18 protein-coding genes are annotated in these 22,344 nt (G+C 66.9%); 3 read left to right on the top strand and 15 right to left on the bottom strand.

The annotated features are described in order from the left end of the window. Window positions 1-8: 8 nt before the first annotated feature. The 12 genes from ACQPW1_RS20570 to ACQPW1_RS20515 are packed head-to-tail and all read right to left on the bottom strand — an operon-like array spanning window position 9 to window position 14,570. Window positions 9-1,259, bottom strand: a complete 1,251-nt coding sequence (locus ACQPW1_RS20570) for an MFS transporter (RefSeq protein ID WP_433664310.1) — start codon at window positions 1,257-1,259, stop codon at window positions 9-11. After that, window positions 1,256-2,461: an ATP-grasp domain-containing protein gene (locus ACQPW1_RS20565; RefSeq protein ID WP_433664309.1), complete on the bottom strand. Its 1,206-nt coding sequence runs from the start codon at window positions 2,459-2,461 to the stop codon at window positions 1,256-1,258. Before ACQPW1_RS20565 ends, ACQPW1_RS20570 begins: the two co-directional genes overlap by 4 nt. Then, window positions 2,458-3,648, bottom strand: a complete 1,191-nt coding sequence (locus tag ACQPW1_RS20560; RefSeq protein ID WP_433664308.1) for an ATP-grasp domain-containing protein — start codon at window positions 3,646-3,648, stop codon at window positions 2,458-2,460. The genes ACQPW1_RS20565 and ACQPW1_RS20560 overlap by 4 nt, the downstream gene beginning before the upstream one ends. A 7-nt stretch (window positions 3,649-3,655) precedes the next feature. After that, window positions 3,656-5,095: a phosphonoacetaldehyde dehydrogenase gene (phnY, locus tag ACQPW1_RS20555; RefSeq protein ID WP_433664307.1), complete on the bottom strand. Its 1,440-nt coding sequence runs from the start codon at window positions 5,093-5,095 to the stop codon at window positions 3,656-3,658. Continuing rightward, window positions 5,092-6,144, bottom strand: coding sequence for a hypothetical protein (locus ACQPW1_RS20550; RefSeq protein ID WP_433664306.1), 1,053 nt, complete (start codon window positions 6,142-6,144; stop codon window positions 5,092-5,094). Before ACQPW1_RS20550 ends, phnY begins: the two co-directional genes overlap by 4 nt. A 7-nt stretch (window positions 6,145-6,151) precedes the next feature. Next, a complete protein-coding gene (locus ACQPW1_RS20545; protein WP_433664305.1) occupies window positions 6,152-6,340 on the bottom strand; it encodes a hypothetical protein in 189 nt (62 codons plus the stop codon). Between the two features lie 14 nt (window positions 6,341-6,354). Further along, the gene (locus ACQPW1_RS20540; protein ID WP_433664304.1) at window positions 6,355-7,227 is read right to left on the bottom strand and encodes a TauD/TfdA family dioxygenase; all 873 of its coding nucleotides are present in this window, start codon (window positions 7,225-7,227) and stop codon (window positions 6,355-6,357) included. Further along, a complete protein-coding gene (locus ACQPW1_RS20535; RefSeq protein WP_433664303.1) occupies window positions 7,220-8,443 on the bottom strand; it encodes a tetratricopeptide repeat protein in 1,224 nt (407 codons plus the stop codon). Before ACQPW1_RS20535 ends, ACQPW1_RS20540 begins: the two co-directional genes overlap by 8 nt. After that, on the bottom strand, window positions 8,421-9,635 hold the full coding sequence (gene aepY, locus ACQPW1_RS20530; RefSeq protein ID WP_433664302.1) for a phosphonopyruvate decarboxylase: 1,215 nt from the start codon (window positions 9,633-9,635) through the stop codon (window positions 8,421-8,423). Before aepY ends, ACQPW1_RS20535 begins: the two co-directional genes overlap by 23 nt. Continuing rightward, entirely contained in the window at window positions 9,629-11,512 is a 1,884-nt protein-coding gene (locus ACQPW1_RS20525; protein WP_433664301.1) for an alpha/beta hydrolase family protein, read from the bottom strand. Before ACQPW1_RS20525 ends, aepY begins: the two co-directional genes overlap by 7 nt. Then, the gene (locus tag ACQPW1_RS20520; protein ID WP_433664300.1) at window positions 11,509-12,513 is read right to left on the bottom strand and encodes an aminotransferase class I/II-fold pyridoxal phosphate-dependent enzyme; all 1,005 of its coding nucleotides are present in this window, start codon (window positions 12,511-12,513) and stop codon (window positions 11,509-11,511) included. Before ACQPW1_RS20520 ends, ACQPW1_RS20525 begins: the two co-directional genes overlap by 4 nt. After that, complete coding sequence (locus ACQPW1_RS20515) at window positions 12,510-14,570, bottom strand: isocitrate lyase/phosphoenolpyruvate mutase family protein (protein ID WP_433664299.1); 2,061 nt, start codon at window positions 14,568-14,570, stop codon at window positions 12,510-12,512. The genes ACQPW1_RS20520 and ACQPW1_RS20515 overlap by 4 nt, the downstream gene beginning before the upstream one ends. 751 nt (window positions 14,571-15,321) lie before the next feature. Between ACQPW1_RS20515 and cysD the strand changes: the two genes are divergently transcribed. Together cysD and cysC are read left to right on the top strand one after the other, a co-directional pair. Next, complete coding sequence (gene cysD / locus ACQPW1_RS20510) at window positions 15,322-16,233, top strand: sulfate adenylyltransferase subunit CysD (RefSeq protein ID WP_433664298.1); 912 nt, start codon at window positions 15,322-15,324, stop codon at window positions 16,231-16,233. Continuing rightward, window positions 16,233-18,074, top strand: coding sequence for an adenylyl-sulfate kinase (gene cysC, locus ACQPW1_RS20505; RefSeq protein WP_433664297.1), 1,842 nt, complete (start codon window positions 16,233-16,235; stop codon window positions 18,072-18,074). The genes cysD and cysC overlap by 1 nt, the downstream gene beginning before the upstream one ends. Here the strand turns inward: cysC and ACQPW1_RS20500 are convergent. Further along, complete coding sequence (locus tag ACQPW1_RS20500; RefSeq protein WP_433664296.1) at window positions 18,064-19,224, bottom strand: MFS transporter; 1,161 nt, start codon at window positions 19,222-19,224, stop codon at window positions 18,064-18,066. The genes cysC and ACQPW1_RS20500 overlap by 11 nt on opposite strands. Window positions 19,225-19,328: 104 nt before the next feature. Here ACQPW1_RS20500 and ACQPW1_RS20495 point away from each other — a divergent pair, with 104 nt between their 5' ends. Then, window positions 19,329-20,528, top strand: a complete 1,200-nt coding sequence (locus ACQPW1_RS20495; RefSeq protein WP_433664295.1) for a dipeptidase — start codon at window positions 19,329-19,331, stop codon at window positions 20,526-20,528. Window positions 20,529-20,558: 30 nt separating this feature from the next. On the opposite strand, the gene ACQPW1_RS20490 is transcribed toward ACQPW1_RS20495, so the two are convergent. Together ACQPW1_RS20490 and ACQPW1_RS20485 are read right to left on the bottom strand one after the other, a co-directional pair. Further along, a complete protein-coding gene (locus tag ACQPW1_RS20490) occupies window positions 20,559-20,702 on the bottom strand; it encodes a hypothetical protein (protein WP_433664294.1) in 144 nt (47 codons plus the stop codon). Between the two features lie 323 nt (window positions 20,703-21,025). After that, window positions 21,026-22,249: an IS110 family transposase gene (locus tag ACQPW1_RS20485; RefSeq protein ID WP_433653875.1), complete on the bottom strand. Its 1,224-nt coding sequence runs from the start codon at window positions 22,247-22,249 to the stop codon at window positions 21,026-21,028. Window positions 22,250-22,344 lie beyond the last annotated feature (95 nt).

Genomic DNA, 22,344 nt, shown 5'->3' with positions numbered 1-22,344 from the left:
GCTCGAATTCAATGGAGTCGAGTGGCCTCCGGCGGCAAGGCCGCCAGCTTGTGGTCCACGGGCGGCCAGGGCTCGCTCGCGATCCGCCGAGTCGCCGTACCCGCGACGATGAAGGCGGCAGCGAACGGGAACCACGCCACAGCCCCCCAGACCGCGAGCAGCGACACGATGCCCGGACCAACCGAATGCTGCACGCCCACACCGATACTGAACACCGCGAGGTGTGCACCGCGCTCGCTGCTCGGCGCGTGCTCGTAGGACAGCTCCCAGGCCCCGGCGACCTGTAACGACTCCCCCACGGTCAACGCGATCACGCCGACGACGAGGGCGCCGACCCCGGCGACAGGTGGCAGCACAGCGCCCGCCGCGAAACAGGCGCACGTCACGGCCAACAGCACCCCGGCCACCTGCTCCGCGCGGGCCGCGCCTTGGATGGTGGCCGCCCACCGGCTCAACCTGCGCTGCAGCACCACCACCAGCACGGTGTTCAACACGTACAACGGCGGCAGCACGGCCGCGGGAAGCTGAGTTTGGTTGAGCACGTACAACGGCAGGGCCAGCTGAAGAATGCTGTCGTGCATCAGCATGACGACATTGAGCGAGGCGAGAGCGAGGTAGCGCGGCCGGACCCGGCGGTGCGGCGGATCATCGCTGCGGGTCCGCGGCGCGCAGGCATTGGGTATGCCGGACAACAGGATTCCGGCCAGCGCGAAGGAAACCGCGTTGCCGATCGGCAGCACGTTGTAGGCCGTCGTGGTGCCGATCGCGATCGCCGTGCTGGTTATCAATCCACCGACCGCGAACCCGCCATTGCGCACCGCGCGCACATAACCCATTGTCTCGCTGCGTTTTTCGGTCCCGACCGTGGCACCCACCATCGCCTGGAACGCGGGCGAGGCCAGCCGGTCCAGCACGGTCACCAGCGTGATCAACACGATGAATTCGGCCACGGTGCCGACGAAGAGAAACATCGGATAGAGCAACGCGTGGGCGAAATGTGTGACCCGCAGAATACGCTGATAGCCGAACCGATCGGACAGCATGCCGAGCGGAGTCACGGCGGCAAGCGCCACCGCGCCCGCGACCGCCAGACCACCGGCGATGACGGCGATACTCAACCCGAGCCGCTGACTGAAATACACTGCGGCACCGGAGGCGAACACACCCGTACCGACCGCGTCTGCCAAAGCAGAACCGGCGATCCGACCGGCGCCGACCGGTGGCAGGACTACCTTTCGCATCGCCTGCGCGCGGGTCACGACGCCATCACGACTTCCAGCTGCTGTACCGCCTGTTCCGCTGCGGCACTGGCGGATTCGACATCATCGGCGACCGAAGTGCAGTACGCGACCCGGTCGTCCGAGTCGCGCATCGGCACCACCAGCCGCGCACCGGGTTCCTTGAGGACCGTGCAACCGCTCACGCACGCAACCGCGATGGCTTCATCGACATGGTCCACGCGGAGCAGGCGACCGGACGCAGGCGGGACCCGATACCGAATGGCACCGGCCCGCGATGCGCGACCGGGTTCGGCCAGCAGCGCGTCGACTACCGGCAGCATCCGCTCGCCCAGCGACTGCCGCACCGCCAGCTCGACCAGATCGATTCCCGCCGCCGCGTGCAGCAACTGCGGGATCTGGTCACCGCCCGCACGGGTGTGTGTCTCCACGATCCGCGGCCCATCCACCGTGCGGATCAGCTCCGTGTGTGTCGGCCCGAAGGCGATACCGAGTGCGTCCAGAACCGAGCGCACATAGGCGGCCACCGGTGCGTCGGCGGCCGTCGCCTCGCGGACCACGTGCCCGATTTCCACGAAGTTGGCGTCCTTGATCTTGCGTGTGATCCCGAGGATCCGATGCGAACCGCGTTCCGAGAACGCCTCCACGCTGATCTCGTCGCCGTCGAGATACCGCTCGACCAACAGGTCACCGTCCACCTCCGACAGTGCGGCGTGGAGCTCAGCCGCGGTCGAGATTCGGACGATGTGCTCGCTGCCGGAACCGCTGCGCGGCTTGAGGATCAGCGGCAACCCGTACTCGTCGGCGAAGTGCTTCAGATCCTGCGCAGTATCGACCGCCGCCGCCGGTGTGTCATCGATCCCGCACGCCCGAAGTTGTTGCCGCATCAGCGTTTTGTCGTATACCCGGGCGATGACGTCCGGAGCGTGGAAGGGCAGGCCCAACGCGCCCGCGATCGCCGCCGCCCGATGCTGGTCGTACTCACCGAACGCGCCGACCGCGTGAATCGGCTCGAGCTCGTGCACGCTGCGTGCGAGCGCGACCCATTCGCCGGTCGATGCTGAGTCATCGAGCGCGATGACCCGGGCGCACGCACCGGAATGGCGAATTCTGTGCAGCCGAGGCACCGCGACCATGACGGTGATCCGCAACTCGGCCAGCCGACTCCGCAAAGCCGGCGTGACATCCCGAGCCCCGCCGATCAGCAGGAAGTGCCCGATCATCGCGGCACCACGGTGATACTGGCGAACAACCGCGTCAGCCAACTCTCCAACTCATCGGGGTCGGGCCCGGCGATCATGCCTGCGAAGGCGAGATGCTCAGGCTCGTAGCCAGGATCGGTCGTCGTCGGTGCGCCTTCCGGATGAATCCGGTGCGTCACCAACACGGGATCGGCAAGCAGTTCCGATGGCACCGTGACCGAGACCGGCGCCCCCGCATAGACGTGCCCGGGAAAGAGGAAGTCACCGTAGTAGAGCTCAGGCGCGGGTTCGGCGATCAGATCGGTCGCCAGCTCGCCGCGCACATCCGTGGCCATATCGACGGTGTGCAGATGAACACCGCTACGCCGAAACAGCATCTCGCCGAGATGCCCACCGCCGCCGCGCGCGGCGACCTCCAGGAACGCGGGGCCGTCCGCGGTCATGATCGCCTCGAGGTGGAACGTCACGGTCTCACCCCCGAGCGCGCGCACGCACTCGCAGGCCCACTTCTCGAGGTCCGGCGCGTCGTATTGGACTGTCCCGGAGGGCCGCCCGTCCTCGTAGTCCAGGCAGGTTCCGACGTATCGGGCGACCTGCACGGCCACCGGCTCGCCCCGGAACAGGAAACCGTCGATGGCGCAGACCGGGCCGTCGAGATACTCCTCGATCTCGTACCGCTCGACGAACCCGGGCTCCCGGCTACGCTCGGCGATCAGCTCGCGAGCACCGGCGTAGTCGTCGCAGACGAAGATCCCCCGGCTGGCATTCGCGTCCCGCGGCTTGACGACCACCTTGCCGGACCACGGACTCTGCTCCGGCATCGCGGCGACCGGGAACCACCGCGGCACCCGAATCCCTTCTCTGGCAAGGACTTCCTTCATGACGACCTTGTCCCGGAAGCGCAGCGCCGTCGCGGGCCGCATGCCGGGAATGCCGAACTCCTCGCGCAACTCGGCGGCCGGCATGATCAACAGCTCGCGCCGGGCGAAGATCCGGTCGAACGGCGACTGCTCCCGCAGCCACGGCCGGAGCTGATCGACAACCGGCAGACCGGGCGCCAATTCGAGCTTGCCGCAACGAATACGGGCCGGGATGTTGCCGAGTCGATCGGCATTGCCCGCGTAGACGACGTCGTGCTCGCCGTGATCGAACGCCCGCTCGTAACCCATGCGCTCGAACTTGCTCTCGTGCAGGACAAGGATTCTCATGCCGCACTCACCATGGGAGCGAGCAGGTCTTGACGGTCGTGTAGTTCCGCATTGCCTCGACGACCCCTTCTTTGTCTCCGAGCCCCGAATCCTTGAGCCCACCGAACGGCATCGACTCCAGCCGGTAGCCAGGGACTTCCGCGATATTGACGTTCCCGGCATGCAGCCCAGTGACGAAGCCGAACGCACGAGTCAGGTCGCGGGTGAGCACACTGGCCGACAGCGCGTACCGGCTGGAGTTGGCGATCCGGATGGCCTCGGCGTCATCCGCGAACCGCACTATCGGTGCCACCGGACCGAACACCTCCTCGGTCACCAGCGCCATCTCCGGCGTCACCCGCTCGACGACGGTCGGCGCATAGTGCGCGCCGACACGTACTCCGCCGCAGGCGATCTCGGCACCAGCACGGACCGCCGCGTGCACGGCATCTTCGATACGCCTGGCCGAACCCTCGTCGATAACCGTGCCGATGTCGGTCGCCGAATCCAGCGGATCGCCGGTTCGCCATTTCCGGGTCTGCGCCACGAGCAGCGCCGTGAACTCCGCCGCGACGGCGTTCTGGACCAGCACCCGCTTGATCGCGGTGCAGCGCTGGCCCGAATTGCCGTACGCGCCACGGGCAACGAGTTCGGCCGCCGCCGCCAGATCGGTGTCGTCGCAGACGATGGCCGGATCGATCCCGCCGAGTTCGAGGATCACCCGGCGGTATCCGGCCCGGTCGGCGATGCGCTTGCCGACCGTGCTGCTGCCGGTGAACGCGATCATGCTCACCCGAGGATCGTCCAGTAGCGCCGCACCGAGTTCGGCCGGATCGCCGGTGACCACCTGGAGCATTTCCGGCGGCAGCCCGGCTTCGTAGAGTGTGTCGGCGAACATCAACGCCGAAAGCGGCGTCTTCTCCGACGGTTTGAGCACCACCCGGTTGCCGATCGCGACGGCCGGAACGACCTTGTGCGCCACCTGGTTCAGCGGATGGTTGAACGGCGTGATCGCGCAGATCACCCCGAGCAGCGGTTCGGTGAGGGTGACAATCTTTCGTGCGCTGCCGCTTTCGGTCACGTCGCCCGGATAGACGCCGCCATGCTCGACGAGCACCTGATTCGCCGCGCACTGCAGGACATCGCAGGTGCGGCGGACCTCGTGCCGGGTATCCCGCAGGCACAGACCGGATTCCAGCGTGATCAGCCGCGCCCACTCGTCGGCCCGCGCCTCGATCAGTTCCCGTGCGCGCACCAGAATCCGATGTCGCTCATACCGACTGAGCGAGGACCGGAATCCCTCGGCGAAATCCAGTGCCTGCCGGACATCATCGGCGCTTGCCCGCCCGACGAGTCCGATCACCTCCCCGGTATGCGGGTAGCGCACTTCGATCGCGGAGGCACAGACCGGCCGCTTACCGCCGATCCGCGGCCCGTCCTCGCGGATGGCCAATACTTCAGTGCTCATATCACCAACTCCACCAAGCGTTCAGACGCTGCCGGGTCGCCCATTTCGAGGATCGTCTCGAGCGGCACGCCGAGCCGGTCGGCGAGTGAGCGCGAGTTCTGCTTGAGGCTGCCGATCCGCAGCGGCGGGCTGCCGAGCGCGTCGAGCCGCCGCAACCCGTCACACGCGCCCATCGCGTCATTGGTCACCAGCACGCACGACGCTTGCAGCTCGACCATGATCTCCAGCGCCTCGGGTGCCCTGGCCTCGAGCAGGTCGCCGCCGATCTCGACCACGACGAGGTCGGCGCGGTCGGCACAGTGCCGGATCAAGGTGCGTAGCATCGCCCGAAACCGTTCGACGTCGACGTCATAGGTCGAGGGCATGCCCGCGTCCACGAAATCGGTGACCACGTCGTAGTTCGCGTCGCGGTAATGCAGGCGGTCGCGCGCCCGGCCGGTGCCGCACGCCTTGATCGCGGCGATGCGCATGTTCGGGCGACACCGTTTCGCGGCGATCCCGAGGTTGCAGACCAGGGTCGTCTTGCCCACCTCGGCGGACGTGCCGCAGACGAAAAGCACCGGCGTGTCCGTGGGCTCCGGCGCGATGTCGGCGATCGGAATCACCGGCGCGTCAGCGATATTCACGATGCGGCCGTTGCCGGGAAAGCCGACGACCTCCACCGGCATTGCCCGCGAACCGTAGTACGCGGGCACCGCGACGCAGGTGGCGACCAGCCCGCCCTGCGCGACGAGGTCGAGCGGGTCGCCGGTGGCCAGCGGCCGGTCCGGGACCTCGCCGACCAGATTCGTGCCGGAGCGGCGGGTGCCGAGCAGCGCGACGAACACGTCGCCGGGATAGATGCGCACGGCCGCCCCGGTTTCGTCCTCGACATGGTCGTAGGCGCCTTTACCGTCCAGACAGCGCACCAGGACGAGATCGCCATCGCGCGGCTCGTTGTTCACCGGGACCAGCTTCTCCCGGCCGTCCAGCAGTGCCGATGCGTTGCGCACGCACGAGCAGATCAGCTTGACGGATTCGCCGGCTACCTTCGGTCGCAAGGGGTTCATACCGGCACTAGTCCAGCGCGACCAGTTGGACGGACGAGACATTGCGCTGCTCAACACCTTTGAGCGAGGCCACCGCGTGGTCGAGCGAGCCGACCGCCTCGTCGGCGTCGCGTTTGCCGAGCATGGCATCGAGCTCGCCCTGTAGTCGCGCGCACGCGGTCGCGAGGTCTTCCGGGGCGGGTGTCTGATCGGTCATTGCCTTTTCTCCATTCATTCGACGGTCACACTCCACAGCTCGCGGGGGTTGATCGCGTCATCCCGCATGCCGACGATGTTGCGGCGACCGTGCGCCATCCGGTTGTTGTCGATCAGCAGCAGATCGCCCGAGTCCATCGGGAAAACCGCTTGGAAGGCGGGATCGGCCGCGTTGGTCACCAGGTAGTCGACGGCTTCGGTGTAGGCGTCGAAATCGTCGATCTCCCCTTTGAGGTCGGGAAGTTTCTCCGTGATGTCCTGCTTGAGCCGGACACCGACGTCGTAGGCATCGGCGGCGTCGGGCAGCGGGTAGCACAGCGGGATATCCGTGTACTCCTCGCGAACGTTGTTGGCCGCGAATTGAATCGGCGTCGTGGTGAGCCGTTCGAAGTGCCGGGTGAACGTCTCGCCGTCACGCGCGGCGAGACGGGCGAACAGGTGCCGCCAGCTCAGCACCAGTGACTCGCCGCGCTGGCCCTCGGGAGTGTCCCGCCAGCCGGGGTCGACCATCAGCATCGCGAAACACGCGGGCCGCGGGGTGCGCCAGGAACGCGCCGAGTGCGGGCGCAACTCCCCCTCCTGATAGTGCACGGACTTGCGCGTGTACTGACCCGGCGGCTTGTACTTGACGCGATTGATCTGGGGATGTGGATCGTCGTCGGCCAGTTCGCTGCGCGAGGCGTAGTTGTCCAGAGGCTTGCCGAAACCGCGCAGGAACTCGAGGTACTTGCCCGGCTCGGTGGGAAAGCCGCGGACCAGGCAGACGCCGCGTTGATCCAACACCGCGCGCGCGGCGGCAACGACATCGGCGACGGTCTTACCGGCCGCGGGCACGCTTGCGCCCAGGATGGTCTCACTGGAAATCTCAGGGGCCGATTGTTCAAGCATTTTCGCGTTCCTTTCGTGCGTGCAGCAACATGGTGGCCAGCGCGACGCGGGTCAGTTCACCGGCGTCGGGGCGTTCGGCGCGCTCGGTCAACAGGCTCGCGGCCGCGTCCGAATGTCCTTGGCGGAGTAGCAGATCGGCGAGTTCGACGGCCACCTCCTCCTGCGCGGCGTTACCGGCCAGACTCTGCCGGTAGAGCACTTCCGCCAGGGCGGCGTCGCCGAGCTCGCGATCGGTGAGCCGAGCCAGCCTGCCCAGCGTGTAGGGGTGATTCGGACGTCCGGCCAGCGCGCGCAACATCAGTCGGCGCGCCTCGTCCGGGTCGTTGCGCTGCCGCCAGACGAGCTGCGCGTAGTTGCACAGCGTCCGCGGGTGCCGCGGATCGAGTTCCAGCGCGCGCCGGTACCGCTTCTCGGCGTAGTCCGCGTCGGCGTGCTTGTGCAGCGCGGACAGCGCGAAGTTGCTGTGCGCGCGGGCATGCCGGGTGCCCGCCGCAACCGGTCTGCCAGCGTTGCGTTTGACGTCATCCGGTTGCCAGTGGGTCTGCTCGGTCCACAGCGCGAGTAACCGGTAGTCGTCGGCATGCTCGGGGAACCGCGCGCGCATCTCGGCGAGCCCGATCGGGTCCGGCCGGTCCGGCAGATAGCCGAATCGCTCCATCGTCTCCCATTCGGAGAGCGTGATGAGCTCCGCGAGCTCCTCCGGATAGTCCGGCCGGGTCGACGTGGCGTTGACGACGGGGCCGCTCCGCAGCACGGATTCGTCGAAGTCCTCGCCGATGGTGCGCAGGAACTTCGCGAAGTCGTCCGCCAGTCGTTCCTGGTGTCCGATGAAGTCGATCTCGTCGTCCGGCGGACCGATGTAGGACCGGTAGATATTGCCGAGCGCACCGGGGAGCACGGAAACGGCCTTGCGCACAAAGGTTTCGAAGTCGTCGCTGGCGCAGTGCTCGTCCAGCGGATACACCGGCCGCCAGCCCTTCTCCATCCGGTAGGCCCAATACGAGCGATACCACTCGATCGGGCTGCGGACGAATGCGCCGACGCAGGAGTACTGCGCACGGTCGTAGGACGCGAGCAGGTCGTGGTCGCGCATCGCGGGATCGCCGATGTATTCCACCTCGATCCCGAGCTCGCCGAGCTTCGACCGGATCCAGGTGCTCCCGGTTTTGGGTACCAGGAGAAGTAATGCGTTGCTACGGACGAATCGAATAGCCATCTGAGCCTCCTTCGGCCGGTTCTTTCGAGCGACCTGCAAGCAGTCGCAAGCGAGTGGCGAAATGGTCGGTGACGTGATTACGGAACCGGAGTGCGAGATCGGGCAGCCGGTCCTTCGGCCGGGGCGGCTTCGACTCGACGCCGGGGCGGACGAGGCAGTGCACGAGCACGCAACCGTCCTGGTACGCAACGGCTTCCCGCAACGCGGCGGCCACGGCTTCGCGCCCGTCGCAGCGCCAGGCCGCCCGGTAGCCGCAGGCCAGCGCTGCCGCGGCGAAGTCGACGCCGCCACTGTTGGTGCGCTGACCGCCGGTGGATTCGTGGCGGCCGTTGTCCAGCACCACGTGCAGGAACGGCGTGCGGACGTGCCGGGCCAGGGTTGCTAGGGAGCCCATCCGCATCAGCAGCGCACCGTCACCGTCGAGCACGGTCACCGGCAACCCGGTGATGGCGAGCCCGGCGCCGAGCGCGGAAGCACAGCCCATCGAACCCACGAGATAGAAGTGGTTGTCCCGGTCGTCGAGGCCGTACAACTCCCGCGACGTGTAGCCGGTCGTTGCGACGGTCGGACGCGAGATGCCCAGTGCAAGCCAGCTATCGAGCACCTGAGCCCGGGTCGGCCGCGGTCCGCCGCGCAGTACTCGCACGGTAGCGCGCGGAAGTGGTTCGGGCTCAACGACTTCGCAGGACGGCACCGCGTTGTCCATAACGCCTTTTTCCAAAACGAATGCCGTCGAAAGCCGTTCGTCACACCGATCGGCCGCATAGGCCAGCTGCCGCGCTGCGGTGGCCGGGTCGGCGGCGAGGTTGTCGGTTTGAATATCCAACAGCCGCAACAGGTCCGGGGTGATCTGCCCCATGAGCGCGTGCTGCGGTTCGTCGGTTCCCGCTGGCCAACCACGGCGCGAGACGCCGAGGATCACCGGGATCTCGAACGGTTGGGTGAGCGAGCTCAGCGGATTGACCATATTGCCGAGACCCGAGTTCTGCGCGAGCACCAGGCCGCGCGAGCCGGCCAGCCAGGCGCCCGCCGCCATCGCCACCGCCTCGCCCTCGGAGGTCGCCGGAAAGTAGGGTCGCGTCCCGTCTTCGAGCATCGAATACAGGCCCGAGATGTAGGAGCACGGCACGCCGGTGATGCAGCCGATCCGGTGGTGGTCGAGTTCGTTCAGGAACCAGCCGGGGTTCAGCATGGCACCTCCTGCATGTCGCGGGTGGCCAGGGCATTCGGCGAGCGAAGCAACCGCATGCTCGACGACCCCTGCGGGTCGGGGGGTTCGTCCGCGCCTCGTAGCTGCCGGGCGAGGAAGCCTGCGATCAACTCGTCCTTGGCGCGCTGATTATCGGCGCCGACGATTTCGTGTCCCTCATCCGGAAAGAGCGCCAGCGTCGCGTCCCCACCGGCCCGGGCCAGCGCCAGGAACATCCGGCTCGACATCTCGACCGGCACCCGCGCGTCGTTGGCGCCGTGTACTAGTAGCACCGGACAACCCAGCGTCGCAGCGTTATTCACCGGCGACCGCTGTGTCAGTTGCCGTCGCTGGTCGCTGATTGCCGGATCGCCGATGCGGCGGCGGACCATCGGCGCCGCCGTGCGCCACGGTGCGGGCAGGTTCGCGACGAAGTCCACCAGATCGGTGAGCGGCGATGTAGCGACGACACAGCTGAACGCCCGGGCAGAGGTGGCGGCGAGCTGGAGCACGGCGTAGCCGCCGTAGCTGCCGCCGACCAGCGCGATGCGCTCGGGATCGACGTAGCCACGCCGAATCGCCCAGTCCAGGGTGTCTTCCAGGTCGTCCTGCATGGTCGCGCCCCACTGCCGATCGGCGGCGTTCACCCAGCGGGCACCAAAGCCGATCGAGCCGCGAAAGTTCGGCTCCAGCACGAAGTATCCCTGCTCGGCCAGCCACGCCCGGCGAAGTTCGAACTCCAGGCCGGTGCGCCGCCAAGGTCCACCATGGACGAGCAGCACGGCGGGTTTCGCCCGATCGTGCTCGCGGGGTCCGGCCAGATAGGTGACCGCTCGTTCCCCCGTCCGCATCGGCACGTCGGCCACGCGGCAGAAGATCGATGAGGGACGCCGGGCCGGTCGCGCGTGCGATATCGGCCACAGCTCGTCCCTGGCGGGCTCGTAGCCGAAATACTTTGCGTCCGAGTCGGTCTGGTGCTTGGCAACGAGCCAGTAGCGGTCGCCGAGCTGTCGTTCCAGGATCAGCGGCTGCGCGACGAGCCGACGCCGCAGCGCGCGCAGCGGCTCTTCCAGCGTCGGCTCGAGCGCGACCATGCGCCGCCGGAACCGTTCCACCTCGAGGTACTCCGGTCGCCCGGACGCCGAATCCGCCAGCACCCGGGCGATGTCGGCACGCTCGACGGAAAACAGGGTCTTCTCTTCCGACGCCTGCTCACCCTCTTCGCAGCGCAACGCGACGAGGCACGTTCCCGTATCACCCTCGGGCAGCACGAAATACGCGAGTTCGCCGTCGGCGGAGAAGTGGCTGAACCGGGTGACCAACGCGGCCTCGTGCGGTACGTGCAGGAACAGCTGCCTGGCCGCTCGGTCGTGCCAGACGTCGCGTGATCCGTCCGGGTTCACCGTCTCGATCAGGCGCGGCCGGAAGTCGGCATCGAAGTAGCACGCCGCGAATCCCGTATTGCGCAGTACGCGAGTGCGTTCGCCGGTGCGCAGGTCGAGGACGTCGTAGTCGTGATGCTCCGGGTCTCTCGCGTTGGTCGCGATGAGAACCTCCGCCGGGCGCCGGGGACTGAGCCCCGCGATTCGCAGCTGCGCGCCCGAATCCTGTGCCGCCACAGTCCATTCCCCGTCTTGTAGCCGGTGCAGCGACCACTCTTCGCTGCCCGTGGCGTCCGCCAGGGCCAGCCCGGTGCCGGGCAGGTGGGTCCAGCTGAACGCGCGCACGCGGTCCGGCGTACCGGTGATGCGAGACTCGATGCGGCGGCGCGCGACGTCGAACAGCACCAGCCGCGGCGTCGCGTCACCGCTCGACAACCATGCGATCCGACGCCCGTCCGCACTCATGGTCGGCGGGCCGTTCAACTCCCCCGCGCTCATCGTGTGACCGCCCGATCATGTACTGCCGCAACCACGTCGAGCACCGTGTCGAGATGCGGCGGGCGCGGCACGGTCAGTCGGATACCGACCGGGAAATCGGTGGGGTAAGCGGAGAGGTCGTGCAGCAGCCGGACCGGGTAGCCGATCTCGGCGAGGCAGGCCGCCGCCTTGCCGGCCAGCGGCGTCTCCATGCACAGGTAGTTCGACTGTGACGGCCACACGCGCAGATTCGGGATCTCCCCCAGCGCGGTGATCATCCGATCGCGGGATTTCCTTGCGGCCTCGATACTTTCGACGACACGTTCCGGGTGCGCGAGCAGGTGACTTGCCGCGCGCTGCGCGATCCCGGACACCGCGTTCGGAATCAGCGGGATGGACGCGCCCTCTTCGAACGCGGCGGAGGCGGCGAACCCGATCCGCAGATTCGCCAGACCCCAGGCCTTCGAGAACGTCCGCACCACATATAGATTCGGATACTGCGGGACCAGGCTCAGTGCCGAGAAGTCGGCGAAGTCCGCGTACACCTCGTCGAGCACGACGACTCCCTGTGCCCGCTCGAGCAGTGTCGTGATCGCGTCGGGCGGGAACTGGTAGCCCAGCGGATTCCGTGGCGACGAAAGGGATATCACCGCCTCCGGCCGGTCCAGGTAGGGCTCGAGCGCGGGGAGCAGTTCCTCGGGTTCGCGCACCGGAACCGCCACGCGCTGCCAGCCCTCCTGCGCGCATATCGTTGCGGTCAGGTGGAATCCGGGCGCGACGTCGACCACCAGTCCGCGATAGTGCTTGCGCAACAAGACATCGATCAGCTGCGTGGCACCGGCCGCTACTCGGACCGAACCGGCAGGCAATCCGAAGTATCGCGCGCAGGCCGCGGCCACGGACGTACACCAGGTCTCGTCCTTTGTCGTCAGATCGACCGTGCCCAGCGCCGCCACGATCTCCGCGGTGTGCGCGACCGGGTCGAGGAACTGACTGCCGGTCCAGGTGAGATCCACCGTCACCGGAATCTCCGCTTCTTGCCACCCGGCGGAGTGATCCGCGAGCACAACTCGAACTCCACTTCCTGATCCGGCAGCAGCTCGTCGACGGCGGCACGCAGGCTGCGGCGCAAGGCTTCCGGTTCCGGCCATCCGGCGTCCGGCATCCAGCGCAGCAGCGCTCCGTCCATTCTGGAGACGATCTGGAAGTCGCCCATGCCGGGCAGCGAGCCGAACCGCTCGGTCAGCTCCTGCGTTTTCAGCCGACGGGAACCGAAGCGCAGGGTTCGCGGTTCACGCCCCCACAGGCGCAGCAGCCGCTGACTGCCGTCGGCGTCGGTCTCGAGTTCGGCCCGGTCGCCGGTGCGGTAGCGCAGGAAAACGGTGTCACGGTAGATCAGATTGGTCAGCACCAGTTCACCGACGCCCGCGTCGCGCACGGCGCCGTCATCGGTCAGTACCTCGAGCCGCACGTTCGGCGCGAACACCTGATAGCTGTCCTCGCCCGGCCGAGTCGCCGCGATCAGCCCGCCCTCGGTGGACGCCAACGCGTCCACCACCGGCGCGCCGTAGTACTCGGTGAGCCGGGCCCGGTCGTCGGTGTGCAGCGGTTCGCCGCTGACCAGCACCAGCCGCGGCGACCAGGGCGGACTCGCGATACCCTGTGCGAGCAGCGCGGCCCGCAGATCGAGCAGATAGGTCGCTTTGCCGTACAGGATTTGCGCGGGCAGTCGGGTGAAGGTCTGCGCCGCCTTGGCCGAGAGGTCCAGCTGAATTCGGGCGTAGAGACCGTAATTCAGGGCGGGCAGCGGTCGGACGAAGTTGTCGCGGCCCGGCTTGTTGCTGACGAACAGCACCGCGAGCTCGCCCGCGGTGAAACCATCCGGCGGCAATCCGGCCAGCTCGCAGATCTGCGTGAAGAAGTGGTAGTTGACGGCGTACCAGGACGCGTCGTCCACGGCGACCGTGAGCGGGTTGCCGGTGGTACCGCTGGAGGTCAGGTGATTCTCCCCGGTCGGCGCACCCGAAGTGAAGTCGGTGACGCCGTGGTCGTAGGCCCGGCGATCGACGATCGGCAGCTCCGAAAGCTTCTGTGCGCCAACGCCTCGGTAGAACGGCACCGTGGCACGCGCATGGTCGAGCAGGTTCGCCTCGGCGTTCTCGGTCAGCGGTTGCACGGCCGTCCAGGCTCGGCGCAGACGGATAACGTCCTCCACCGTTTCCTCGGCCCGGCTCAGGGATCCGTTGCTCGCCACGGCTTCTCGGCCCGGCGGAACGTAGCGGCTGTACTGCGCCTTGGCTTGATCGAGTTCCGCGTTGTTCGCCAGCTCGAACACCCGGGACAGGTCGGCGATGCCGTCCTCCAGCCCCCGCATGGTTCGCTGCTCCGCCAGATCTCCGCACAGCCGCTGCATGGCGATGATCGCCGCGCGCAGGCTCTGATTCGCCCAGATAGCGACGGATACCCCCGCCTCTTCGAACACCGCCGCCTCGACGTGGGAGTACTTCGTCGGCACGATAGCGACCGGCACCCGGGAGTCCCATTCCGCCATGAAGGCGAGGATCTCGTCGGGGACAGTCTTCTTCGAGTGGATCAGCACTGCGTCGGCGCCGGACTCGGCGTACAGCCCGCAACGGTCGATCGCCTCGGACAGTGACTGTCCGGCTACCAGCGCCTCGCAGCGCGCGACCAGGAAAACGTCGGCGGCCGTATCCTTCGCCGCCTTCAAGCGACCGCAGAACTCGCCCGGCTCGGCCAGGACCTGGCCGGCGGCGAGGAAGGAATTGGCCTTCGGGAACAGCTTGTCCTCGATGCAGGCGCCGCCGACGCCGATCCGCTGCAATCTGCGCACCGCAAGCCGCACATTGTTGAAGTCGCCGTAGCCGGTATCCATGTCCACCAGCGCCGGCACGGCAATTCGGTCCGAGAGCATTTCGATGCGCTCCATGACCTGGGTCCACGACAACTCATTGGAGTCGCGCAACCCATTGATCGCCGATAGACCGAGACCGGAAACCCAAACGCCCGGAAAGCCTGCGTCCTGTGCAATTTGTGCAGAAACCGCGTCGTGTGCGCCCATTAAGAAATCGAGACTGTCACGTCCGAATAGGCTCTCCAGAGCACGAACTTTCTCCATCACACCTCCATACCCCAGATGTGAGGTTCGCTGATACATCCCCCTATAAGGCGATCAGGCACAGGAGAAAATGATCATCGTCAGGGCGATGATCACTTTCCCGCCGCTTAACCTCGCGTTCATCCAAGCATCCTCCGATTCATCCAAATGTCAACCGACTGAAACCAATTGCCGGGATCGCTCTACAGCACCTACCCACCGATCACGAACGGGTGACACCGACAATCGCACCGGGCCCCCGAAAAATGGGGCATGACAGCAACTGAACTAAAGTTACCAATGAAGACAGCGGCCAGAGCATCTGTGTTGATCATGGAGGCACGGGTCAACTATTCGCCAAAAAGGTTTGCAGAGCTGGTGTTTCACGGCGCGACCCTGACTTCTCCGCCGACTTGTCGCGCGCCTTGCACACGCTGCCGCCGAACGCGTACACCCGATTGTGTTGGTATGCAACTTGTTCCACGCATGGAACACGCCGGCGCACTGACCGGTCCGCAGGTGTACAAGCACAAGCGGAAGAAATATTCCGTTTGAAACGAAGCACAATCACGGCGTCATGGCAAATGGGGACAAATGGGGTGCCTAACTCCAGCCGCACGTGGTAAAACATTTGACATCACCGCTGTGCGTCCGACGCCGTTAATGATCTCGTGTCACGCACCGGTCGTATACGGGAGATCCGCAAGGGGGATCAATGATCTTGAAGTACGACGTGTCGTATTCACAACGGCTGGAAGCCGAAGCGGTACACATATTCCGCGAAGTGGCAGCAACACTCCGCCGCCCGGCACTGCTGTTCTCCGGCGGCAAGGACTCGATGGTTATGCTGCACGTCGCGTTGAAGGCGTTCTGGCCCGCGCCGCCGCCGTTTCCGATACTGCACATCGACACCGGACACAATTTCGACGAGATGCTCACATTCCGCGACGAAATCGTCGCCCGCTACGGCGTGCGACTGTTGGTGGAGCGGGTGCAGGACGATATCGATGCAGGCCGGGTCACCGAGGAAAGCGGACCGCGAGCGAGCCGCAATCGTTTCCAGGCCGTCACGCTGCTCCGGGCAATCGCGGAGCATCGATTCGACGCACTGTTCGGCGGCGCCAGACGCGACGAGGAGAAGGCGCGCGCGAAAGAGCGAGTGTTCAGCTTCCGTGACGAATCCGGCCAGTGGCTGCCGCGCAACCAGCGCCCCGAGGTCTGGGATCTCTACAACGGCAAGTGCCGCACGGGCGAGCACATTCGCGTCTTCCCGCTGTCCAACTGGGCTGAGCACGACATCTGGTGCTACATCCGCGATGAACAGGTCCCGCTGCCCGACCTCTATTACGCCCACCGGCGCCAGGTGGTCCAGCGGGACGGAATGTTGTTGCCGCACACGCGGTTCCTCCCGCTACTTCCCGGCGAAGATCCGTTCGAGGCCACCGTGCGGTTCCGCACGGTCGGCGACGCCACCTGCACCGGATGCGTGCGGTCGATGGCCGCGACTCCGCAGGAAGTGCTCAGCGAACTGCAAACGAGCAGGCTGAGCGAACGCGGCGCTACCCGCGCCGACGATCGCATCTCCGAGACCGGGATGGAAGATCGCAAGAAGGAGGGCTACTTCTGATGTCGGATCTGCTACGCCTGGCCACCGTCGGCAGCGTCGACGATGGGAAATCGACGCTCATCGGTCGCCTGCTCTACGACTCCAAGGCAATCCTCGACGACCGGCTCGCCGCGCTGGAACAAGAGGGCATCACGCACGGCCGGGACGTCCCCGATCTCGCCTTGCTCACCGACGGCCTGCGGGCCGAGCGCGAACAGGGCATCACCATCGACGTCGCCTACCACTACTTCGCCACGCCACGGCGCCGGTTCATTCTCGCCGACACACCGGGCCACGTGCAGTACACGCGCAACATGGTGACCGGCGCATCCACCGCCGACCTGGCACTGGTCCTGGTGGACGCCCGCAACGGCATGACCGAGCAGTCGCACCGGCACGCCTTCATCGCGAGCCTGCTCGGCGTGCCGCATTTCGTGCTGTGCGTCAACAAGATGGACCTGGTCGACTGGTCGCAATCGCGGTTCGAGGAGATCCGCGCCGAATTCACCCGGTTCGCCGCCAAGCTCGACATCCACGACCTCACCTTCGTCCCCGTCTCCGCGCTACGCGGCGACAACGTGGTGCAGCCGAGCCTCGAAATGCCTTGGTACGAAGGCACTTCGCTGCTGCACCATCTCGAGGAGATCCATCTGGCGTCGGACCGGAACCTGATCGACGCCCGGTTCCCGGTGCAGTACGTCATCCGTTCGCGCCAGCAGTCCGGCGACTTCCGCGGATACGCGGGCACCATCCGCGGCGGTGTGTTCCGGCGCGGCGACGAAGTGCTGGCGCTGCCGTCGCGCAAGGCCAGCCGGATCGAGGCGATCTTCGGTCCCGGTGGGGTCCCGCAGGACGAGGCGTTCACGCAGCAGGCCGTGGTGTTGCAGCTGGCCGACGAGATCGACGTCGCACGCGGCGACCTGCTCTGCCGCTCCGGCAACCGGCCGCAGATCGCGCAGGACCTCGACGCCATGGTCTGCTGGCTGTCGGACGAATCGGCCCTGTCCGAGAACGGGACCTACACGCTGCGGCAGACCACGGCGAGCACGCGGTCATGGATCCGGCGGATCGACTATCGGCTCGACATCACCACCCTGCACCGAGACCAAGCGGCTACCTCGTTGGCGCTCAACGAGATCGGGCGCGTCCGACTGCATACCTCGACACCACTGCTGTTCGACGCCTACCGCCACAACCGCGACACCGGCGGCTTCATCCTGGTCGACGAGCACACCAACAACACCGTCGCCGCAGGCATGATCATCGGTCCCGCGGCCACCGCGGGCAATGTCGTCTGGCACGCAGGCGATGTCCGGCGCGAGGAACGGACCGGCGCGGGCACGACGGTATGGCTGACCGGACTTTCCGGAGCCGGGAAGTCCAGCATCGCCGTCGCCCTCGAGCAGGCGCTGGTCCGTTCCGGCAGACCGGCGTATGTGCTCGACGGCGACAACTTGCGCCACGGGCTCAACGCCGATCTCGGCTTCAGCGCCGTCGCCAGGGCCGAAAATGTCCGCCGCACTGGGGAAGTCGCGCGGCTCTTCGCCGACGCGGGCGTGGTCGCGATCGTCGCGCAGATCAGCCCCTATCGCGCCGACCGAGATCGCGTGCGCGCGCAGCACGAAGCGGCCGGTCTGCCGTTCATCGAGGTGTTCGTCGATACGCCACTGCACGTCTGCGAAGCCCGCGACCCGAAAGGCATGTACGCCAAGGCGCGGGCCGGTGAGATCAGCGGCTTCACCGGTGTAGACGAGGTTTACGAGCCACCGCCGCGCGCGGACGTCGTGCTTCGCCCGGAGGACGGCGACCCGACGGCACTGGCCGCCAGCCTGCTCGGCGCGCTCAGCGACCTCACCGCCTGAACACGGCCAGATGCAGCACTGCGACCACCAGGCCCACCGCCGCGACACCGGCCCACAGCACAGTCCGCCCCGCCGAGGCGAACAGCAGCTGTCCGACCGGTGCGCCAGCGGCCAGTCCGAGATTCCACATGAACCCGTAAGCCCCTTGGTAGGCACCGATTTCGCCGACGGGCGAGCGCGCGGCCATGAAATCCGCGGCCAGCGGCACCTGCATGATCTCGCCCACCGTCCACACCGCCACCGTGACCGCGTACCACCCCGGGTTGTCCGCGAAAACCGTTGCCCCCAGGCCGAGTGCGATGAACGCGGCGGACAACGCGGCGGCAAGCCCGAACGGCATCCGGGCCACCGCGGGCGTAATGACCGGCTGGAGCACCACCACCAGCACCCCGCTGAGCGACAGCACCAGACCCAACTCCGTCGGCGTCAATCCCTGAGCGGTCATGTCCAGCGGCAGCGCACCCTGCTTCTGCATGTAGAGGCAGGACAGGATCAGGGTCGCCACGAGGAACCACGCCACGACCGGATCGGCATACGGTGCGCGGATACCGTGAATGAGCCCCGCGCCATTCGTTTTCCCGGTACCCGGCACCTCCGGCAGACCCGCGGCGAACAACGTGAACAGGGCCGAGGTGACCGCTCCGAGCACGAAGATGCCGGGCGGCCAGAACTGCACCAAGGGACCGGCGACCAGCGGGGACAGCGAGCTGCCGATGTTGCGCGACCAGTAGAGCCGCCCGTAACCGGTGATCTGCGCGTCGGCCGCCATCAGGGTGGGCACCATCGCGTTGGCCGCGGGCCGCGGCATGGACGCGCACGCGGTACTGAGCAGCACCAGCGCGGTCACGGCCACCACGCCACGGACGCCTGGCAGCACAGCGCACGCGAGGATGCCGACGGCTTGCGAATACACGATCGTCTTTCGCGGCCCGTATCGGTCGGCGAGCACACCCCCGGCAAGCGACGCCACCGTCTGCCCGACCCCGCTCGCCGCCACCACGGCGACGATCCCCACGCTCCCCAGATGCGTGACACTCGCGTACAGCACCACGAACGGCGGAGTCGGCATACCCAGTCGATTGAGCAGGATCCCGGCCCACAGCAACCGGAAGGCCCGCGGCCCCGCGTCGCTCGCCGACACCACCCGCACGCCGACCAGTATGCCCCCGGCGCGGTCGGCCGAAGTGCCGTTCGACCCAATATGTTTCGCCGAACTAACCGAACTACCGCCGAGCCCGGCGTAAGGACAGAGCTATGACAACTTCCTTTCTCGATCGTGCGCACGCCGTCCTCCGCGACACCCCGGTGGCGGACGGCCACAACGATCTTCCCTCGGCCATGCGAACCAAGGCCGGTTACGACCTCGATGCCGTCGACCTGGCAATGGATCAAAGCGCGCTGCTACACACCGATCTCGATCGCCTGCGCACCGGTGGCGTCGGCGCGCAGTTCTGGTCGGTATACGTGCCATGCCACCTAGCAGGTGACGCCGCGATCAGTGCCACCCTCGAGCAGATCGACTTCGTTCGGACGCTGATCGCGCGATTCCCGGATCGCCTGCAGTTCGCGAGTACCGCCGACGATATGGAGGCCGCCCGCGCCGCGGGCCGGATCGCCTCGTTGATGGGTGCTGAGGGCGGCCACAGCATCAACTCCTCACTCGCGACCCTGCGCGCCCTGCATCAACTGGGCGTGCGATACATGACCCTCACCCACAACGAGAATGTGCCGTGGGCCGATTCGGCCACCGACGAGCCGAAGGCCGGCGGGCTGACCGCGTTCGGCACGGAGGTGGTCCGGGAGATGAACCGCGTCGGCATGCTGGTCGACCTGTCCCACGTCTCCACCGACACCATGCGCGCAGCCATCGCCGTTTCCGAAGCGCCCGTGCTGTTCACGCACTCCTGTGCCCGCGCGCTCTGCGACCACCCGCGCAACATCCCCGACGACGTCCTGGCCACCCTCCCCGCCAACGGCGGCGTAGCAATGGCCACCTTCGTCGGCTACTTCCTGCTGCCCGCCGCCAAAGCCTGGGCCGAGGAAGCCGACGAAAACGGCCGCGCCCACGGCTTCCACCGCCTGGACCGCTCACCCGAGGCGACCGCCTGCCGCCAAGCATTCCAGGCCGACCACCCCCGCCCACACGTGACCACCGCGACGGTCGCCGACCACCTCGACCACATGCGCGAGGTGGTCGGCATCGACCACATCGGTCTCGGCGGCGACTACGACGGCACCAACTACCTCCCCGCCGACCTGTCCGACGTCTCCGGTTACCCCAACCTGATCGCCGAGCTCCTCACTCGCGGCTGGTCCGAACCAGACCTCGGAAAACTGACCTGGCACAACGCCGTTCGCGCCCTCCGCGACGCCGAAGACGTCGCAAAGTCCCTACAGCGCACCCGTCGCCCGTCCACCGCCACGCTCGACCAACTCGACGGTTCCGTGCGCTAGCAACATGTTTCGATCAGTCGAGCTCCCGGCTCACCGAAATCCGTTTGCCAGCAGGGTTTTCAGTTGGTCGTGCGGGAGCGCCGGTGAGTGGTGGTTGTCTCGGCCGGTCATCGAGGTGTTGACGATGAGGGCGTTGAGGACGGACTCTTCGACTGCTTCGACGACTGCGGTCAACCTCGTCGATCCATGCGGTGCCGGTCATTTCGCGATTCCACGAGATAGCGAGGAGAGTTGGATGGTCCACTAACCGATCTCCAGCAGTGGCCATTTGACCCAAGCGACAGACAGGTTCGGCTTCGCACACCTGCCCCTGACTTCGCACACTCCTCAGCACGCCACGAGCTATGTGGAAGAAGAAGCAGGTGTGCGAACAGGCCTGGCCGCCGCCGTACTAGCTGATCACGCCGGAACTGCACACCCTTTGTCTGAGCCGCACACCCTGTATGCGGGCGTGCGGGGTGTGCGGCCTAGACAAAGACATCCCAGGAGCTTGAATGTCAAGCAGCGGACTGCTGAGCTGGGTCGGGCCAGGCTGTGGTCTCGTTGTAGAGGGTTCCGGTTTTGAGGCAGCCGTGCAGGATCCCGACGAGTCGGTTGGCGAGCTGGCGTAGCGCGGCGTAGTGACCGACACCGCGGGCTCGCTGACGGTCGTAGTAGTCGCGGGCGCCCCGGGACCACATCAGCGCGGATTGCGCCTGGGTGGTGAGGGCGTCGATGAGCCGGTCGTTGTGTACGAACCGGGCCAGGGCGACCTTCTTCTTGCCCGACGCGCGGGTGATCGGGGAGGTGCCCGCGTAGTTCTTGCGGGCTTTGGCGCTGCGGTAGCGGTCGGGGTCGTCACCGAACTCTGCGAGCACCCGGGCACCGAGGACCTGTCCCAAACCGGGCTGGGACGCGATGATCTCAGCGGCCGGGTGCTGCCCAAAATGCGCCTCGACCTGCCCCTGCAACGTCTTGATCTGGGTGTTGAGGACAGTCAGGACCGCCAGCAGCGCCTGGACCGAGGCTGCGTAGGCCTGCGCCACGACCTCGGGCTGGCCGAGCTGCTCGCTGCGCAGTGCGGCCGCAATAGCGGTGGCTTTGTCGGCGACGTTGCGGCGGCGCGCCCGCTTCAACGCGGCACTGATCTGGGGGATCGTGAGCCGGGCCGCCGCAGCTGGGGTGGGTGCTTTGGCGAGCAGTTCCAGGGTGTCGGCGGCGTCGAGGTCGTCGAACGCGGCCAGCGCGGCGGGGAAGTAGTCACGCAGAGCGTGACGCAACCGCTGGGTGTGGCGAGTTCGGTCCCAGATCATCGTCTTGTGAGCACGGGCCACCACCTTCACGGCCTCGGCTCGCGCGGAATCCCCAGCGACAGGTCGCAATTCGTGGGAATGGGTGCGGACCATATCCGCCAGCACGTGAGCGTCACCAGCGTCGCTTTTGGCACCCGAGACTCCCAGCCGGTCCCGAAACCTGGCCGCCTGCAATGGATTCACCGCCAGTACCGTGTATCCGGCGGCGACCAGCGCCCCGACCCAGGGACCGCGGTCGGTCTCGATCCCGACCAGGACCTCGACCTCGTCGGCGTCGTCGACCAGGCCGCCGAGGATCGCGTGCAGTCTCGCCATTCCGGCGACGCCCTCGGGCACGCGCGCTTTGGCCAGGCGGCGCCCGGCGGTGTCCATCACCTCCACGTCGTGGTGGTCTTCAGCCCAGTCATCTCCTACGAACAGTCGCAACAATCCTCCAATTGCTAATGCCGATCACCGTCGAGCAGCCAGCAGGAGAACCATCAGCGACCTAATCAAGCAGTGCTCACGCCCATTCGGGCGGGCAC

Source organism: Nocardia sp. CA-128927 (assembly GCF_050955855.1).
Taxonomy (GTDB): Bacteria; Actinomycetota; Actinomycetes; order Mycobacteriales; family Mycobacteriaceae; genus Nocardia.
The sequence above is the reverse complement of the archived record's forward strand: the minus strand, read 5'-3'. Positions and strand labels throughout refer to the sequence as shown.

Bases quoted from the DNA above. Each gene is read 5' to 3' on its own strand.
- ACQPW1_RS20565 (WP_433664309.1), bottom strand. From the start codon at position 2,461: ATGATCGGGCACTTCCTGCTGATCGGCGGGGCTCGGGATGTCACGCCG.
- ACQPW1_RS20560 (WP_433664308.1), bottom strand. From the start codon at position 3,648: ATGAGAATCCTTGTCCTGCACGAGAGCAAGTTCGAGCGCATGGGTTAC.
- phnY (WP_433664307.1), bottom strand. From the start codon at position 5,095: ATGAGCACTGAAGTATTGGCCATCCGCGAGGACGGGCCGCGGATCGGC.
- ACQPW1_RS20550 (WP_433664306.1), bottom strand. From the start codon at position 6,144: ATGAACCCCTTGCGACCGAAGGTAGCCGGCGAATCCGTCAAGCTGATC.
- ACQPW1_RS20545 (WP_433664305.1), bottom strand. From the start codon at position 6,340: ATGACCGATCAGACACCCGCCCCGGAAGACCTCGCGACCGCGTGCGCG.
- ACQPW1_RS20540 (WP_433664304.1), bottom strand. From the start codon at position 7,227: ATGCTTGAACAATCGGCCCCTGAGATTTCCAGTGAGACCATCCTGGGC.
- ACQPW1_RS20535 (WP_433664303.1), bottom strand. From the start codon at position 8,443: ATGGCTATTCGATTCGTCCGTAGCAACGCATTACTTCTCCTGGTACCC.
- aepY (WP_433664302.1), bottom strand. From the start codon at position 9,635: ATGCTGAACCCCGGCTGGTTCCTGAACGAACTCGACCACCACCGGATC.
- ACQPW1_RS20525 (WP_433664301.1), bottom strand. From the start codon at position 11,512: ATGAGCGCGGGGGAGTTGAACGGCCCGCCGACCATGAGTGCGGACGGG.
- ACQPW1_RS20515 (WP_433664299.1), bottom strand. From the start codon at position 14,570: ATGGGCGCACACGACGCGGTTTCTGCACAAATTGCACAGGACGCAGGC.
- cysD (WP_433664298.1), top strand. From the start codon at position 15,322: ATGATCTTGAAGTACGACGTGTCGTATTCACAACGGCTGGAAGCCGAA.
- cysC (WP_433664297.1), top strand. From the start codon at position 16,233: ATGTCGGATCTGCTACGCCTGGCCACCGTCGGCAGCGTCGACGATGGG.
- ACQPW1_RS20495 (WP_433664295.1), top strand. From the start codon at position 19,329: ATGACAACTTCCTTTCTCGATCGTGCGCACGCCGTCCTCCGCGACACC.